Raw genomic sequence first — 15327 nt, 5'->3', positions numbered from 1 at the left:
ATTAATCCTCTTTCCAAGATACGTATCCAATTTCAACACTGGGCTTTGCATTCAATGTTAAATCGCAAAATTTTCCGGCCTGCGCCATATAATAAGCTCGGCATCCAATCATGGCCGCATTGTCAGTAGACAAAATTTTATGTGGTTTGTAATAAGTAAAACCTTCTTCTATACACATAGCTTCTAAAGCCTTTTGTAATCCTTTATTAGCTGATACACCGCCAGCAATAGTAATACGACTTTCACCTAAAGTATGTGCGGCATCTTTCGTCTTTTCTACTAACACATCTACGATGGCCTTTTGAAACGATGCGGCCACATCAGCTTGATTAATAGGCTCATTCTTTTGTTGCTTACTATTTAAATAGTTTAAAACTGCGGATTTCAAACCACTAAAGCTAAATTCAAAATTACCTGGCTCACTTAAAGCCTTTGGAAATTCAATAGCCTCTGGATTCCCTTCAGCGGCAAGGGCATCGATATGAGGACCCCCTGGATAAGGAAATCCCATAACCCGTGCAATCTTATCAAAAGCCTCACCAGCTGCGTCATCTCGTGTTTGACCAAGAACATCAAAATCTTCATATCCTTTTACATGTACTAACATGGTATGACCACCAGATACAACAAGACTTAAAAACGGAGGCTCCAGTTCTGGATTAGCTAAAAAGTTAGCAAAAATATGACCTTCCATATGGTGCACTGGCACCAAGGGAATCCCTGTAGCAAAGGATAACCCTTTTGCAGCAGCTATACCAACTAATAAAGCCCCTACAAGACCTGGCCCATACGTAACACCAATATGATTGATATCTTGTAGAGTCACATTCGCATCACGTAATGCTTGGTCTATAACAGGTATAACTTGTTCTATATGATGACGTGATGCAATTTCAGGTACAACGCCACCAAATTTTCTATGTATTGGTACTTGGCTTGAAATAACATTAGACAAAACGGTGCGCCCGTCCTTAAGGACAGAAGCAGAGGTTTCATCACAGCTACTTTCCAAGGCTAATGTGTATATACTCATTCTATTTCCTCTGAAACGAGAGACATAATATAAGCATCTTCCGTAGGCTCTGAATAATAATCTTTACGAATTCCTTTTACAGAAAATCCTAAATTTCTATACATAGCCAATGCTGCTAAATTAGATATGCGCACCTCTAAGAAAATTTCTTTCATACCTCTCGTAAGACATTCATCTATTAATTGCTTGGTAAGTTTTGATCCATATCCCTTACCTCGTGCGGAAGGAATAATAGCGATATTCGTGATTTGACCTTCATCGTATACAAGCCAAGCACCTGCATATCCAACAATTTTGTTCTCCTCACAAATTACCATATATAATTTATTTGATGCCCCTTCTAACTCAACGAGAACAGATTCTAAACTCCAAGGAACAGAAAAAGACTGTTGTTCAATAGCATAGATAGCTTGAGCATCATCTATTGTAGCCAAACGAATCTCCATTATTCGACTCCCGCTGCCTCAGTAACTATAACTGCAGGATTTTGGTTCAACATTTCAGGATTATCCTTATGGCGTTCTTCCCATAACACTTCTGCTTCTGAGCGTCGAATATAATAAGGAACCATATCCATAGGATCAGAACTCTCTTCAGAGTCTACCAATCTACGGCCAGCCAGTAATAGAGAACTAGCTTTTGGAATACGTTGCGAGATATCTAAAATTGTTAAATTTGTATCACTTTCATCTAATAGCTTTTCTATTCGCTTAACGCCATCCCCAAGGAACACTACATGTTCTTCAGATGCTCGGAGTCGATCTAATAAATCATTAGCAGCAATGACAAAAGGTTCCTCTTTACAAACCAATTCATTATCATCATATTTGTAGATACCTGCATAAACATGTTTTTTCTGAGCATCGATAACAGTACAAATCGTGCGGTCCGTATAAGCCACATTACGAGCTAAACTGTCCATGGTCATTACACCATATAAAGGAATTTGTAAGGCATAAGCCATAGCTTTAGCGGTCCCCATACCAATCCGTAACCCTGTAAAAGAACCGGGTCCAATGCTAACCATAATCCCTTTTAATTCACTTTTTTCAACTTGACAGGTCCGTAATAACATATCAATATGAGGTACCAACTGCTCAGAATGAGTCAATCCAGCTTGAATGGTCAATTCCCCAATTAGGCAACTTTCATCCATTAAAGCCACACTCGACACAAGTGAGCTCGTCTCAATTCCCAACCACATATGGGCCTCCTATTTCTACTAAATCATCCGCTGTAAGGTAATCACTAACTAATGTAATGGATCGGCTTGTATCATCAATGCGCGTTAAATAAATCCATAGTGTTTCATCAGGCAATTCATGAGGAAATTTATCAGCCCATTCTACAATGGATACGCAATCTTCTGTATACTCATAAAAGCCAATATTTTCCAGTTCACTAATATCTTCCAAGCGATATACGTCAAAATGATATAAATGAGTTCGATTCACATCATAGGTATTCATGATGGCAAAGGTAGGACTTGTAATTTCTTCAGTAACCCCAAAGCCCTTTGCAATTCCTTGCGACAAATGTGTTTTTCCTGTCCCCAAGTCACCAACTAGTGCTATACAAAGAGGGTCCCCATTATGTTTAACCCATTCGCCTAATAATTGACCAAATTGTTGTGTGTCTTTTACTGTATGAGTCTTTAAATGAACCTGTACCTTATCCTTCATGAAAATGATTATATCCTTTCGCTTCTACAGTCTTAATCGTTTTATCAGATGTTACCATTTGAACCCGTGGGGGGCCAGATAAAACTTCTCCTATCAACGTAATGCCTGCTAGCTTTTCCAATTCCGAAAGTAGTGATTTTGGCGCCGTAAAGACTAACTGAAAGTCTTCTCCACCATACAAAGCATAATCTACTGGATTAGTTTGTAAATGCTTAGCTAATTCGTAAGTCTCCTCGTGTAGAGGGATTGCTTGTTCTTCAAATACAATGGAAACATTACTAGCTGTAGCAATTTCATTCAATTCACTACCTAGTCCATCGCTAATGTCATTCATACTATGGATACCAAGCTGTCGCAATTTTTGCCCCAATTCAATCTGTGGTTCGGGACGTTGATGCCCCACTTTGGTCATATCATAGCCTACTAAATTATATGATAACGCTCCTAAGCCTGTAGCTGCATAACCTACATAGTTTGTAACACCTACAACATCTCCTACTTTCGCACCACTTCGCATAACCGCAGTGCCTTTAGGAACCTCTCCGATAATTGTTACAGTCCAAACCATGGGCCCTTCTGTACGTACCGTATCTCCACCCAATATATTGAGTTGATATCGCATACATTGATCTTTAATTCCCCTATAAATTTCATCAAGAATGACTGTATCAACATGGTCTGGTGCGGCTACAGATAATACAATTTGTCTAGGAATGCCACCCATAGCCGCAACATCACTTAAATTAGCCGTCATAAGGCGATACCCTACATCATAGGGCATCATATAGTGAAAGCTAAAATGAACACCTTCCACCATTGTGTCAGTGCTTATCAATTGCTCTGTATTTTGTTCTGCTTTATAAATAGCACAATCATCACCAATACCATACACTACAGTATTAGGATTATATATTGTGTTATCTTGAATTTGGCGAATGAAATTAAATTCCCCTACATCTTTTAATTGCATCTGATCACCTAGTTTCCGTTTATTACTTATTGTATTGTAACATATATAAAAGACAACAAAAATAGCAGATAGTTGATATAACAACTATCTGCTATAAATGTCTTTAAAAGAATTATTTTTTAATTAGATTCGTCATTCTCTTAACAGGTTCTTTAGTATCAAAGGAACCTACAGTTGGCACTTTTTTACCATTATTGACAAATAGAACACCATTAATATTATCAAAGGATGTCAATGTATTTACAATAGCAGCCATTTGTAATTTAACAGTTAAGTCTCCGCCATTACCCTTTACGAATGCATCATTTACTTCAACAGAAGCAATACCATCTTTTACAGTAACAGATGTAATTTCAATATCCTTAGAGAAGACTGGATATTTTTGTGCTCTATCGGCATTTAACATTGCTAAAAGAGCTGCTTTAGGCGTAACTTTATTCGCCTCCATCTCAACGGTAGTTTGTTTTACCCCAGAACCATCCTCTGTAGGAACAAAGAAGGCCATCTTAACCTTTTCTTGAGATACTTTACTTGTTTCTGCATCCTTATTGACTTTCGTCTCTTGCGTAGGTTCACTTTTACCTGTTGTAGGAGCTTGTTCATGTGTACAACCCACTACAAATGCCAGCATACCTACACAGAGAATCGATAGAACTTGTTTACGTAATTTCATCGATTAACCTCCAAAGTAATTAGCAATACCATTTGCAATGCGGTTAGCAAAGTCTTCTTGAGTTTGAGGAGATTGTAGCACACGTTCCTCATTAGGGTTAGAAATAAAACCAAGCTCTACAAGAATTGCAGGCATATTAGAATGTCTCAACACGTATAAGTTACCTTCTTGAATGCCACGATCACCATTGAAACCAGGTGTGTCAGCAATTTGAGATTGTACCTTTTGTGCTAATCGAGCATCGTTACCAGTTTTGCTATAGTAATATGTTGCAATACCACCAACGCTAGGATTATTAAATGCGTTGATATGAACGCTCACAAGAACATCAGAATTACTACGGTTAGCCACGTTAACACGAGCCCCCAATTCATCAACACCACTTGCATTAGGACCATATACATCTACATCGGTAGTACGAGTCAAAAGTACTTTAGCACCACGATTTTCTAAAGATTTTTTCAAATACATAGAAATTGGTAGTGTAATGTTTTTCTCTTGTACACCGTGAGGTCCAATAGCACCAGAATCACTACCACCATGTCCTGGGTCAATAGTAATTGTTTTGCCAGATAAACCGCCACTAGTAGAGTATTTACCAGATCCTGTAGGTACATTTTTTGCTGGATGTGCAGATTGAGATGGCTTTTTACCATAGTAAGCAGGCTTAGCTACAGCACCTTTTTTCTGAACATCAACAACGATACGATACGGTTTCTTATTAACCGTATCTTTTTTCAAGGAAAAAACCTTTACATCACTAGTATCAATAGATGAAGGTGTCTTGATTGTTACTTTAACGTCTCTGCCATCTTGTGAAAGTTTAGCAGAGCTAGCAATAGCTGAGTCCATAGAAATGTTCTCTTTAGCCGTCTTTAGCTTTGTATTCTTTAAAGTAACAGTCGTAGTTTTCCCATCTTTGCTAATTGATGCAGATGCCTTTATAGGTGCCGATAAGTCCATAACAATACGAACATATGGTACAGGTGCATCTGTTCTAGTCACCCATCGAGCATCTTCCAAATTAGCTGCCTTTGCTTGAGTCAATAATAAAGGTATCGCCATCAAGACTGCAAGGCACATTAAAAATAGTTTACGCAATACATTCACTCCAATCTAACTGACATACATAGTGTCCAAACCATAGAGATGAGTCGATGATATTTTTATCTATCAAAATCTCATCGTTCCAATCTATCCATAAACTAATGTTAGATTATAAATAGATTATTTCATACAAACATGAAGATTAGTATGCCGATTACACATATTACTATATAAAGACCTTATACAGAATACACAAAAAACAGTTTCATAAAAATAATTTTTTGTATAAGTAATCAAAACTAACGTTCAGTTGTAATTTGCCATTCATTCCCATCCGTACTAATATGAATACGTCCCATCGTATCTGTACGGTAAATAGCAATATTATTTTCCTGCAAGCGACGTAATGTCACATCGTGAGGATGACCATACTTATTATACATGCCATTTGAAATTAATGCACTTTCAGGCTTAATAGATTTCAAAAAATCTTCAGAGCTACTTGTACGAGAACCGTGATGACCTACCTTAAGAATACGAGCAAACAATCTGGAATTCTGCTCTTTTATAAGTTTTTTCTCTTCTTGCCATTCAGCATCACCCGTGAAGAGCATAGAGAATTTACCGAAGATTAATTTACCTACAATAGAATTATTATTAAGATCTGTCTCCCCTTTTTTATCAGTTAAAGGTTCAATCCAAGGAGCATATACTATGAATACAGCACCATGTCCAAAATCAACTACATCTCCACTTCTCAAAGTAGTTCGTTGAATTTTATTTTTCTCAATCCACTTTTCATAAGTTTTGTACATATTATTATCAACGGCAATACCATCATCATATACATTTTCAATAGGCATAGCCTTTGCAATAGCATAGAAACCACCCATATGATCAGCATGAGGATGCGTGATAATAATATTTTTCAGCTTTGTTACCCCCATAGTTTTAAGTTGAGCTACAATATTTTCACGATGTTCTATGTCACCAGTATCGATCATGCTATACTCATCGCCTACCTTAAGTAATATAGCATCCCCCTGACCAATATCTAGCATATATACATCTAGATTACCTTCAGGGGTAGTCGTTTTAGTATCGATCGAGTAAGCCCCATTAGCGTTAGTAGTTGCTTGATTTGCTGCGTTTGCTACATCATTATTTGTGCATCCTGCAATGGCAAAGATAGGAATACATAATACCAACAAGAAAGCTATAAAGCGTTGTATTCTATTTGTCATTCATAATCTCCCAATAATTCACTAACCACGAAGCCTAAAGAAGCACTGACATCACTCGGAGTATAACCCCAACTCTTTGTTTCATTCAGAATATCTGCACTACGACTATGTACATATACACCGAGAACAGCACTATCTTGTAGTGAATAACCCTGACTTATAAAACCAGCAATTACACCAGTCAGTACATCTCCCATACCGCCAGTACCCATGCCCGCATTACCAATAGTATTTACATACACTGTTCCATCAGGTAATGCCACAATTGAAGGAATTCCTTTTAGTACAAGAGTAACTTGATGAGCCTTAGCAAATTCTCTAGCCAACATGATATAATGACGCTCAATCCATTTAATAGGTAAATCAATAAGTCTACTAAATTCACCTAAATGCGGTGTCATGACACAATATGGAAGTTCTTTTTCCACTGTATATGCAAACTCAATATCACCATCTCGCAAAGCATCTTTATTAACACAACCAACATGTCCCAATGCATACAAAGCATCAGCATCTAGTACTAATGCTCCTTCGTAAGCATCTAAGATATGCTCCACTAAATTACAGATTTCACGGGTGCGACCTAAACCAGGTCCCATAGCAACAACTTGGCGACAATCAAAAAGTTCTTTATTAGTCTCTGTGGAAGTAACCATCACCTCAGGTATGACACGGCTTTGTACAATCTGTTTAATTATTTGGGGTACAGCTAATGTTACTTTACCAGCACCACTATGAACTGCCGCTTCAGCAGCCAAAATAGGGGCTCCTATCATATCATTTGAACCACCAATAATTAAAGTGTTTCCATTGACACCTTTATGCGCCATTGGAGTACGATAGTTGATAATTTTTTCTGCTAAATCAGAATCAATGGTTATAGTTCTAACACGTTCACCCAGTACCTGCTGCCAAGGAGCACCCAATGGAGCAACCACAGCGGTTCCTCCTATAGCCTTTCCGGGATATAATAACAAACCTTGTTTGATAGCTCCAAAAGTAACAGTATAATCATAGGTCAGTGTGCCTTCAGTTACATGACCAGTAGTAGCATCCAAACCTGCAGGTACATCAATAGCCCACAAATCAAAATTATACTGACTACGCATAGTATCAATATCATTTAATATATCGATGGTCACCTCTTTTAACCTTCCAGTAAAGCCCGTTCCCATGATGCCTTCCACAGCGATGGCTACGTTGGACCAATCATTGAATTCATCATACATATCGATGCTACAGCCCATAGCTTTGCAGCGCTCAATTTGCACTGCAAAAAGATCACTACACTTGTTTATATCTCCTACTAGTACAATTTGTGCTGGTACGCCTTGCTCCATCAAATGGCGAGCCGCTACAAGGCCATCTGCCCCATTATTACCCGTACCACATATGAATAAAACAAAACTATTTATGGAACGGCCATTATTCAGGGAAAATAAATCGTACTCTCCCCATAAGGCATCTACGATACCACGCCCAGCATTTTCCATGAGGATTTCTAAAGAGATTCCTAATTGCTTAGGAACCTCTCGATCTATAAATCGAGCATCTTCTGTAGTTAAAATATTCATCTTATGCTCCTTCAAGTATAACTGTACTCATTGCATAATCCTTGCAATGACTAATCGATACATGAATATCAGTATAACCTGATGTTTCGTAAATATCTTTGAAAGTATCTTGTAAACGAATTAAGGGTGCGCCCCATTTATCATGATAAATCTCTATATCTTGCCATGATCCATGCCTCATCCCTGTGCCTAAAGCTTTAATAAAAGCCTCTTTTGCAGCATATATACCTGCAAAGGATTCGTAACATCCTTTATTCCGACTTTTACAATATTCAATCTCATGAATCGTATAAACGCGCGCTTTAAATGAACTTGATTTCTCTATAGCTTGACGTATACGGTCAATCTCTATAATATCATTCCCTAATTTCATAATAGCTCCTAAAATACCCTAATACTATTATTATACACTCATAAAGGGGATTAAAACATAAATAATATCTAGACATTTACCGAAAATGGTAGGCTAGGCAAACTATAAATTTCAACTTTACCTTTGCGATTAACCGCCATATACATTTGACCATTTCGACAATCCATGTCTTCTACTTCCATTCCAGAAGCATAAGGGCTAATATTTTTAACAACCCCCTCTTCATCGACGTATACAAAGGTTGTCAACGTTGTAAATAAAGTATTTCCATTAGTTGCGTAAGCACCGTTATTATTTAAGTTTGTATGGTTAGCATCAATTTTATAAGAACGAATACGATTAAAATTGGAGTCGTAATAATTAATTGTCCGTTCAGAGTTTGTTAAAGGCACAATTGATACATATTCATTGCGTACTTTATCATATGCAAAATTAAAAACTTTCTCTTTTAGTTTAATCGGTGCTTCAACAATCATGCTATCCGCTTCAATAGGAGTAAGGTTATATCCATTTACAACAGCATTTGTTGTATAGTAACGATTATTGACAGAATTATAAGTTAAGGTATTCATATGACCTAATAAACTTTTATAACTATACTCATATTTTGCAACAACAGTAAAAGTTTTTGGATTAATTTCATAAATAATTTGCTTCGTATTATCTGAATTAATACAAGCTAAAGCAAAAACGTCTTTTTTGGAATTATAACAAAATCCTTGGCACTGATTTACAGATCCATCTAATGGTATTTCTGCCAAGCGAGATAATGGCAATGGCATCTGTACAGCGCTAACCTGTTGAGTAAGTTTAGGAATATCAAAGATATTTGTAATATAATCAATTACACCTTGATCCATACTGTCACCTCATGAAATTAATAATGTATATTATAGTATATAAATTTATAAATATAAAAATAGGCGGTAAGACAAAAGTCTTACCGCCTAATGTTGGTGCCGGAGGTGGGACTTGAACCCACACGGTGTTACCCGCTTGATTTTGAGTCAAGTGCGTCTGCCATTCCGCCACTCCGGCGTATCGGAACATTTGTTATTATACAGACATCCCTAAGCAATGTCAACATATTTTTTATATTTCATCTAAAATATTTTGAACCCTTTTCATATCCGTATCACATTGTTGTTTCCATGTAAGTGCGACACCTGTAATATAGCCTTTACGGGCAAATTCTACATCTGTAGGAACACTTTCAGCACCATAGTCTAGCTCGCCAGCTAACCAATAATAATCCTGTCCTCTTGAATTAATGCGAGCTTCGATAATATTACTGTAGGTTTGTAAGCCTTGGCTCACCATTTTAAAATGATCCCAATCACATGTGCCACGTAATGGGAAGTTCACATTTAGTAAACCGCTAAACTGACCCGCCACATAAATTTTCTCAATCAATTCATGTATAAATGGATGCATCTCGTCTCCCCGTTCAACAGAATATCTCTCAACAGATAATGCTAAACCGGGAATACCGTAAAAACCACTTTCCATAGCTGCCGAAACAGTGCCGGAATACAATACATCAGAGCCTAAATTAAATCCATGATTAATTCCAGAAATTACAAGATCTGGCATATCATCAGCCAATAAATAACTGAGACCGAACTTCATGCAATCGGACGGCGTTCCCGTTAGAGCATAAAGGCGAGGATTTTCATCCTCGCCATTGCAAGCATCTAATTTCAATGGAACCTCGGTCGTCAATGCATGGGATTTAGCACTTTGCTCATTAGCAGGTGCTACAACGGTAATTCTATAATATTGACTTAAATACGATGCAAGATGACGTAAACCATCTGCTAAAATGCCATCGTCATTACACATTAAAATATGCATAGTCACTCCTACAGATTCTATTTTTCATTCTTATTCATATTGCCCATACGTGTTAATTTAACATCATCTAAGCCCACAGCTCTCGTATGGACTGTATGAGACCATACCTTATTATGACGGCGGAACCACCCTAAAATATTTACTGGAATCCAAGAATAAACAAATAATGGATATAGTAAATAATAGAACCAAATCTTTGGTGGTACCTTGATTTTCAACAATACAATTAATGGGAATAGATATTGACCAACACCTATAATTGTCCATACAGACATAGGCATAATTTGATACAAAATATTTGTATAAATTGGAGTATACGCATTGATGTAGGATAACACCAAGTATACGGTTGTCAACAATAAGAAATAAGGTTGACTCACTTGGAATATACCATCCAAAATCATAATATTCCCTGTTTTGATACCAATAGCAAATAATTTAGGAATATATCGACCCGCACAGTCAAATTGCCCCTGAGCCCATCGTAAACGTTGTCTGCAAGAAGCCATCATAGTCGTAACCTTTTCATCGTATACGATAGCATCATGCCCCCAACAAGTACGGATACCATGAGTCAATAGTTTCATGGAAAATTCCATATCTTCGGTTAAGCTATTGCAATCCCAACCGTATTCGCGAATAATAGATGTACGAATACACATGCCTGTACCACCTAAGGCCGTAGATAATCCAAGACGATATTTTGCTAAATGCCACATATGGTTAACCATCCAAAAGGCTATGGAGAACGTACCGGCTACCCAAGAGTCAGTTGGATTTTTAGAGTTCAAGTAACCTTGAATTACAGACTCACCTTTTTCAAGATGATCATTCATTTCTAACATAAATTGAGGATGTACTAAATTATCGGCATCAAAAATCAGGAATGCATCATATTTCCGATCCATTTGTTCTACCCGATCAAACATCCACCCCATGGCATAACCTTTGCCTATTTCTTGTTTATTTTCACGTACATGTACATTAGCGCCAGCAGCACTTGCTACTTCCGCAGTCTTATCTGTACAGTTATCGGCAACTACAAAAATATCGTACAGATCATCTGGATAATCTAGGCCACGTAAGTTTTTAACTAACTCACCAACAACAGCTTCCTCATTATGAGCGCATACAACGATGGCAAAGGAATTTTTAGGGGTATAATTTTTATGTACTCGCGATCGCCACATACCTACGACAGCGAGTATAAAATAATAAACCGTATAAATTACGATTATTACCTGCATAGGAATCAGTAATAGATCCAGTAGGTAATTCATACTATTCTCCTCCACACATCTATTTACGTACTATATTTAAAGCCCCGTTAATAAGCCCAAACATTACATAGCCAGCAAAAATCATAACGGCCCATGTATGCCAATCATACACGAGACAAGCTATAACAAATATGGCTGTGAGTACAATAGAAAGTTTATTGATATAAATCTCACTTTTACCTTTAAAATCGGGATATTTAACTTCACTAACCATAAGGAGACCTATACCAATCATACAAACTACCAACACAAATTGAGGTACCGATACGCCACACAATACGTAAGTCGCCGCTAAACATCCAGCGGCTGGAATTGGTAAACCTTCAAAATAGCCATGAACTTCGTCAGTTTTAATATTAAATCGCGCTAAACGAAATGCACCAAGCACTGCAAAAGCTAATAATGGCACATATGCAATCCATCCTAAACCATTTAATTCTTTCATATAAAGCATATAGGCAGGCGCTACACCAAATCCCACTACATCAGACAGAGAATCAAGTTCCCGGCCCATTGGTCCTGCAACATTTAAAGCTCTTGCTACGCGCCCATCTAACCCATCTGCTACTAAAGACAATAATATACATATGGCTGCGCAGAATGTATTATTAGTAGCAGACAACGTAATACCAAGAACACCAAATGCTAAGTTTGCACTAGTAAATAAATTTGGAATAATAGATTTATTCATGTCGTAACCTCCCGATAACAGTATCACCACCTGTAATATGTTGACCTTTTTCCACGAACAACTCTACATTCTTATCCATATAGAGCTCAGTACAGGAACCGAACTTAATCATCCCGTACAACTGACCGCGTTCAAGTACACTATCTAGGTCTGTCCAAGATACGATACGTCTTGCTAAAAGGCCCGCAATTTGCGTTACTAATACGGAAGTACGATCATTTTCAATACAAATAGTATGACGTTCATTTTCAAAACCTACATCATCTTTGAATGCTGGTAGGAAACTACCCATCGTATAGTGACGGTACGTAATTTTACCATCAATAGGCGCACGATTAGCATGCACGTCAAAAACAGATAAGAAAATAGTTACTTTTTTACACTCTTTATGTAAGTAAATATCTTCGTATACATCAGAAATATCCATGATTTTACCGTCCGCTGGGGATAAAATCAAATCTGGATCTTGAGGGATTACACGTTTAGGATTTCTAAAGAAATTAACGAAAAATAATGCCAGAATAAATGAAATAATCGCAATTACATAATGTCCTAAATATCCTAACACCACAGTGATAATGAGCATAGCTCCTATCAGAGGAAACCCTTCCTTAATTATTGGTCCTGTAGGCACGATTCAACACTCCTCTATTTATTTCTAATAACGGTCCACATAAACTTTGGAATAGCCAACATACGGCCAATCCGTTGAGGTTCTAAATATAATCGATACAACCATTCAAGTCGATTTCGTTGCATCCATTCTGGGGCCCGAGGAATATTACCTGCCAAGACATCAAAGGAACCACCAATTCCAATGGCAACTACGCCATCGAGGTGACTCAACTTTTCTGCAATCCATTGTTCTTGCTTTGGCACACCTAAGGCAACAAATACCAATTTTGCCTTAGATTCAGCTATAGATTTAATGATTTCTTGTTCCTCTGCACTATCAAAGAATCCGTCATGAATTCCTGCTATATTTAATGCACCTACCTGAGCAGATATATTATCAATCGCTCGTTGAGCAACACCAGGTGCCGCCCCCAAGCAGTATACAGGAATTTGATGAGTCGCCGCAACTTTAAACAATTCCATAGTTACGTCTACACCTGTTACGCGTTCAGGCACATGTTCTCCTTGACGCTCTGCAGCCCACAAAATGCCAGCCCCATCGGGAACGACGAGACTAGCATTATTCAATATGGAGTGCAATGTAGGATTTTCATTAGCCAACATAACCATTTCTGCATTAGCCGTTGCTACTAAATGTAGCCCCGGCTGTTCAGTTAATTGTAAAATACGTTGGACTGCCTCATCCATTGTGACACAATCGATAGGCACAGATAAAACAGAAATACGTTTATTCAATGTAATACTCCATTATCAACCACTATAATTTGGTGCTTCAACGGTAATGCTTACATCATGCGGATGACTTTCTTTCAAACCAGCCGCTGTAATTTGAATGAATTGAGTGTTTTCAATCATTTCTTGGATGTTATGACATCCACAATACCCCATACTTGCACGCAAACCACCAACCATTTGGAAAATTGTATCGGCCAGCATACCTTTATATGGTACACGACCTTCTATACCTTCAGGAACTAATTTCTTAGCTTCTGTTTGGAAATATCGATCTTTACTACCGAGTTTCATAGCCCCTAGACTACCCATGCCTCGATATACTTTATAAGAACGGCCTTGATAAATCACTGTTTCTCCAGGGCTTTCATCAGTACCCGCTAAAATATTACCCATCATAACTACATTAGCACCAGCCGCAATAGCTTTAGCAATATCTCCAGAATATTTAATCCCCCCATCAGCAATGATAGGAACTCCATAGCGACGCCCCACTTGAGCAGACTCATAGACTGCTGTGATTTGAGGTACCCCAATGCCAGCAATGACACGAGTTGTACAAATAGACCCAGGTCCTATACCAACCTTAACTGCATCAGCTCCAGCTTCGATAAGAGCCTCAGTGCCTGCTGCAGTTGCCACATTACCTGCAATTACAGGAATGTGAGGATACGCTTGTTTAATGTCCTTCAACGTACGAAGAACACCTGCAGAATGCCCATGGGCAGTATCAACAATAATTACGTCAGCTTTAGCAGATACAAGCGCATCAAGTCTATCATACAAATCTTGAGAAACACCTACTGCAGCACCAACTAATAATCGGCCACTACCATCCTTTGCTGCATTTGGATATTTAGTCGCTTTTTCAATATCTTTAATCGTAATTAAGCCTTTTAAGTTACCGTCGCCATCTACAAGAGGTAATTTTTCAATACGATGTTCGCTTAAGATAGCTTTCGCCGCTTCAAGAGATGTACCTTCCGGTGCAGTAACTAGGGAATCTTTTGTCATACATTCCCCAATTTGTCGGCTTAAATCAGTTTCAAAACGCATATCGCGATTTGTAATGATCCCTACTAGTTTACCATGTTCTGTGATAGGTACACCAGAAATTTTATATTTTTCCATAAGTTCTGCTGCATCGGATAGTAAATTTTGAGGGCTTAAGAAAATAGGATCAACGATAACACCGTGTTCAGAGCGTTTTACCTTGTCAACTTCATGAGCTTGCTCTTCAATAGACATATTTTTGTGGATAACGCCAAGACCTCCTTCACGAGCCATAGCAATCGCCATCCGTGATTCAGTAACCGTATCCATCCCAGAACTAATCATAGGAATATTTAATGTAATGTCACGAGTTAATTGAGTTTTTAACTCTACTTGATTAGGCAGTATATCCGAAGCTGCTGGTATTAATAATACATCATCAAAAGTTAGTCCACGCATACCGAATTTATCGTCTCTCATATTTCTTTCCTTTCCGTATAATAAAACAAAACTACGACCCGCCTAGTCCCTATGGACTAGGCGGT

The 15327-nt window shown here is 37.9% G+C and carries 17 protein-coding genes and 1 tRNA gene; all 18 read right to left on the bottom strand.

The window, feature by feature from the left end; genetic code table 11:
• Position 1 precedes the first annotated feature (1 nt).
• Positions 2-1033, bottom strand: a complete 1032-nt coding sequence (gene tsaD, locus FNLLGLLA_RS04490; protein WP_123137900.1) for a tRNA (adenosine(37)-N6)-threonylcarbamoyltransferase complex transferase subunit TsaD — start codon at positions 1031-1033, stop codon at positions 2-4.
• Positions 1030-1479: a ribosomal protein S18-alanine N-acetyltransferase gene (rimI, locus tag FNLLGLLA_RS04485; RefSeq protein WP_004696055.1), complete on the bottom strand. Its 450-nt coding sequence runs from the start codon at positions 1477-1479 to the stop codon at positions 1030-1032. Before rimI ends, tsaD begins: the two co-directional genes overlap by 4 nt.
• A complete protein-coding gene (tsaB, locus tag FNLLGLLA_RS04480; protein ID WP_077708479.1) occupies positions 1479-2237 on the bottom strand; it encodes a tRNA (adenosine(37)-N6)-threonylcarbamoyltransferase complex dimerization subunit type 1 TsaB in 759 nt (252 codons plus the stop codon). The genes rimI and tsaB overlap by 1 nt, the downstream gene beginning before the upstream one ends.
• A complete protein-coding gene (gene tsaE, locus FNLLGLLA_RS04475) occupies positions 2221-2715 on the bottom strand; it encodes a tRNA (adenosine(37)-N6)-threonylcarbamoyltransferase complex ATPase subunit type 1 TsaE (RefSeq protein ID WP_123137899.1) in 495 nt (164 codons plus the stop codon). The genes tsaB and tsaE overlap by 17 nt, the downstream gene beginning before the upstream one ends.
• On the bottom strand, positions 2705-3685 hold the full coding sequence (thiL, locus tag FNLLGLLA_RS04470) for a thiamine-phosphate kinase (RefSeq protein ID WP_077708481.1): 981 nt from the start codon (positions 3683-3685) through the stop codon (positions 2705-2707). Before thiL ends, tsaE begins: the two co-directional genes overlap by 11 nt.
• 112 nt (positions 3686-3797) lie before the next feature.
• Positions 3798-4358 (bottom strand): GerMN domain-containing protein, encoded by a 561-nt coding sequence (locus tag FNLLGLLA_RS04465; RefSeq protein ID WP_077708482.1) that lies wholly within the window; start codon positions 4356-4358, stop codon positions 3798-3800.
• A gap of 3 nt (positions 4359-4361) precedes the next feature.
• Positions 4362-5459 carry an N-acetylmuramoyl-L-alanine amidase family protein gene (locus FNLLGLLA_RS04460; protein ID WP_077708483.1) on the bottom strand — a complete coding sequence of 366 codons (1098 nt, stop codon included), beginning with the start codon at positions 5457-5459 and terminating at the stop codon, positions 4362-4364.
• A 245-nt stretch (positions 5460-5704) separates the two neighbouring features.
• Positions 5705-6649: a ComEC/Rec2 family competence protein gene (locus FNLLGLLA_RS04455; RefSeq protein WP_174892282.1), complete on the bottom strand. Its 945-nt coding sequence runs from the start codon at positions 6647-6649 to the stop codon at positions 5705-5707.
• A complete protein-coding gene (locus tag FNLLGLLA_RS04450) occupies positions 6646-8223 on the bottom strand; it encodes an NAD(P)H-hydrate dehydratase (protein ID WP_174892281.1) in 1578 nt (525 codons plus the stop codon). The genes FNLLGLLA_RS04455 and FNLLGLLA_RS04450 overlap by 4 nt, the downstream gene beginning before the upstream one ends.
• A 1-nt stretch (position 8224) precedes the next feature.
• Positions 8225-8596 carry a holo-ACP synthase gene (gene acpS / locus FNLLGLLA_RS04445; protein WP_008601123.1) on the bottom strand — a complete coding sequence of 124 codons (372 nt, stop codon included), beginning with the start codon at positions 8594-8596 and terminating at the stop codon, positions 8225-8227.
• A gap of 68 nt (positions 8597-8664) precedes the next feature.
• Positions 8665-9456 (bottom strand): hypothetical protein, encoded by a 792-nt coding sequence (locus FNLLGLLA_RS04440; protein ID WP_123137896.1) that lies wholly within the window; start codon positions 9454-9456, stop codon positions 8665-8667.
• Between the two features lie 94 nt (positions 9457-9550).
• A tRNA-Leu gene (locus FNLLGLLA_RS04435) sits at positions 9551-9634 on the bottom strand.
• 54 nt (positions 9635-9688) lie between these two features.
• Complete coding sequence (gene surE / locus FNLLGLLA_RS04430) at positions 9689-10450, bottom strand: 5'/3'-nucleotidase SurE (protein ID WP_123137895.1); 762 nt, start codon at positions 10448-10450, stop codon at positions 9689-9691.
• A gap of 17 nt (positions 10451-10467) precedes the next feature.
• Entirely contained in the window at positions 10468-11730 is a 1263-nt protein-coding gene (locus FNLLGLLA_RS04425; RefSeq protein WP_004697272.1) for a glycosyltransferase family 2 protein, read from the bottom strand.
• Positions 11731-11749: 19 nt separating this feature from the next.
• Entirely contained in the window at positions 11750-12421 is a 672-nt protein-coding gene (pssA, locus tag FNLLGLLA_RS04420) for a CDP-diacylglycerol--serine O-phosphatidyltransferase (RefSeq protein ID WP_039964980.1), read from the bottom strand.
• The gene (locus tag FNLLGLLA_RS04415) at positions 12414-13055 is read right to left on the bottom strand and encodes a phosphatidylserine decarboxylase family protein (RefSeq protein ID WP_123137894.1); all 642 of its coding nucleotides are present in this window, start codon (positions 13053-13055) and stop codon (positions 12414-12416) included. The genes pssA and FNLLGLLA_RS04415 overlap by 8 nt, the downstream gene beginning before the upstream one ends.
• Before the next feature lie 14 nt (positions 13056-13069).
• Positions 13070-13792 (bottom strand): WecB/TagA/CpsF family glycosyltransferase, encoded by a 723-nt coding sequence (locus FNLLGLLA_RS04410; RefSeq protein ID WP_118091288.1) that lies wholly within the window; start codon positions 13790-13792, stop codon positions 13070-13072.
• 15 nt (positions 13793-13807) lie between these two features.
• Positions 13808-15262, bottom strand: a complete 1455-nt coding sequence (gene guaB, locus FNLLGLLA_RS04405; protein ID WP_004696085.1) for an IMP dehydrogenase — start codon at positions 15260-15262, stop codon at positions 13808-13810.
• Between the last annotated feature and the right edge of the window lie 65 nt (positions 15263-15327).

Origin of the sequence: Veillonella parvula (genome assembly GCF_902810435.1) — a bacterium.
Classification (GTDB): Bacteria; Bacillota; Negativicutes; order Veillonellales; family Veillonellaceae; genus Veillonella.
Note: the sequence above shows the minus strand (reverse complement) of the source record. Positions and strands in the feature narration are given on the sequence as shown.

What these genes read in the sequence shown, in the direction of transcription:
- tsaD (WP_123137900.1), bottom strand. Translation starts at nt 1,033, where the DNA reads ATGAGTATATACACATTAGCCTTGGAAAGTAGCTGTGATGAAACCTCT.
- rimI (WP_004696055.1), bottom strand. Translation starts at nt 1,479, where the DNA reads ATGGAGATTCGTTTGGCTACAATAGATGATGCTCAAGCTATCTATGCT.
- thiL (WP_077708481.1), bottom strand. Translation starts at nt 3,685, where the DNA reads ATGCAATTAAAAGATGTAGGGGAATTTAATTTCATTCGCCAAATTCAA.
- FNLLGLLA_RS04450 (WP_174892281.1), bottom strand. Translation starts at nt 8,223, where the DNA reads ATGAATATTTTAACTACAGAAGATGCTCGATTTATAGATCGAGAGGTT.
- acpS (WP_008601123.1), bottom strand. Translation starts at nt 8,596, where the DNA reads ATGAAATTAGGGAATGATATTATAGAGATTGACCGTATACGTCAAGCT.
- guaB (WP_004696085.1), bottom strand. Translation starts at nt 15,262, where the DNA reads ATGAGAGACGATAAATTCGGTATGCGTGGACTAACTTTTGATGATGTA.
- FNLLGLLA_RS04465 (WP_077708482.1), bottom strand. Translation starts at nt 4,358, where the DNA reads ATGAAATTACGTAAACAAGTTCTATCGATTCTCTGTGTAGGTATGCTG.
- pssA (WP_039964980.1), bottom strand. Translation starts at nt 12,421, where the DNA reads ATGAATAAATCTATTATTCCAAATTTATTTACTAGTGCAAACTTAGCA.
- tsaB (WP_077708479.1), bottom strand. Translation starts at nt 2,237, where the DNA reads ATGTGGTTGGGAATTGAGACGAGCTCACTTGTGTCGAGTGTGGCTTTA.
- FNLLGLLA_RS04455 (WP_174892282.1), bottom strand. Translation starts at nt 6,649, where the DNA reads ATGACAAATAGAATACAACGCTTTATAGCTTTCTTGTTGGTATTATGT.
- FNLLGLLA_RS04440 (WP_123137896.1), bottom strand. Translation starts at nt 9,456, where the DNA reads ATGGATCAAGGTGTAATTGATTATATTACAAATATCTTTGATATTCCT.
- tsaE (WP_123137899.1), bottom strand. Translation starts at nt 2,715, where the DNA reads ATGAAGGATAAGGTACAGGTTCATTTAAAGACTCATACAGTAAAAGAC.
- surE (WP_123137895.1), bottom strand. Translation starts at nt 10,450, where the DNA reads ATGCATATTTTAATGTGTAATGACGATGGCATTTTAGCAGATGGTTTA.
- FNLLGLLA_RS04425 (WP_004697272.1), bottom strand. Translation starts at nt 11,730, where the DNA reads ATGAATTACCTACTGGATCTATTACTGATTCCTATGCAGGTAATAATC.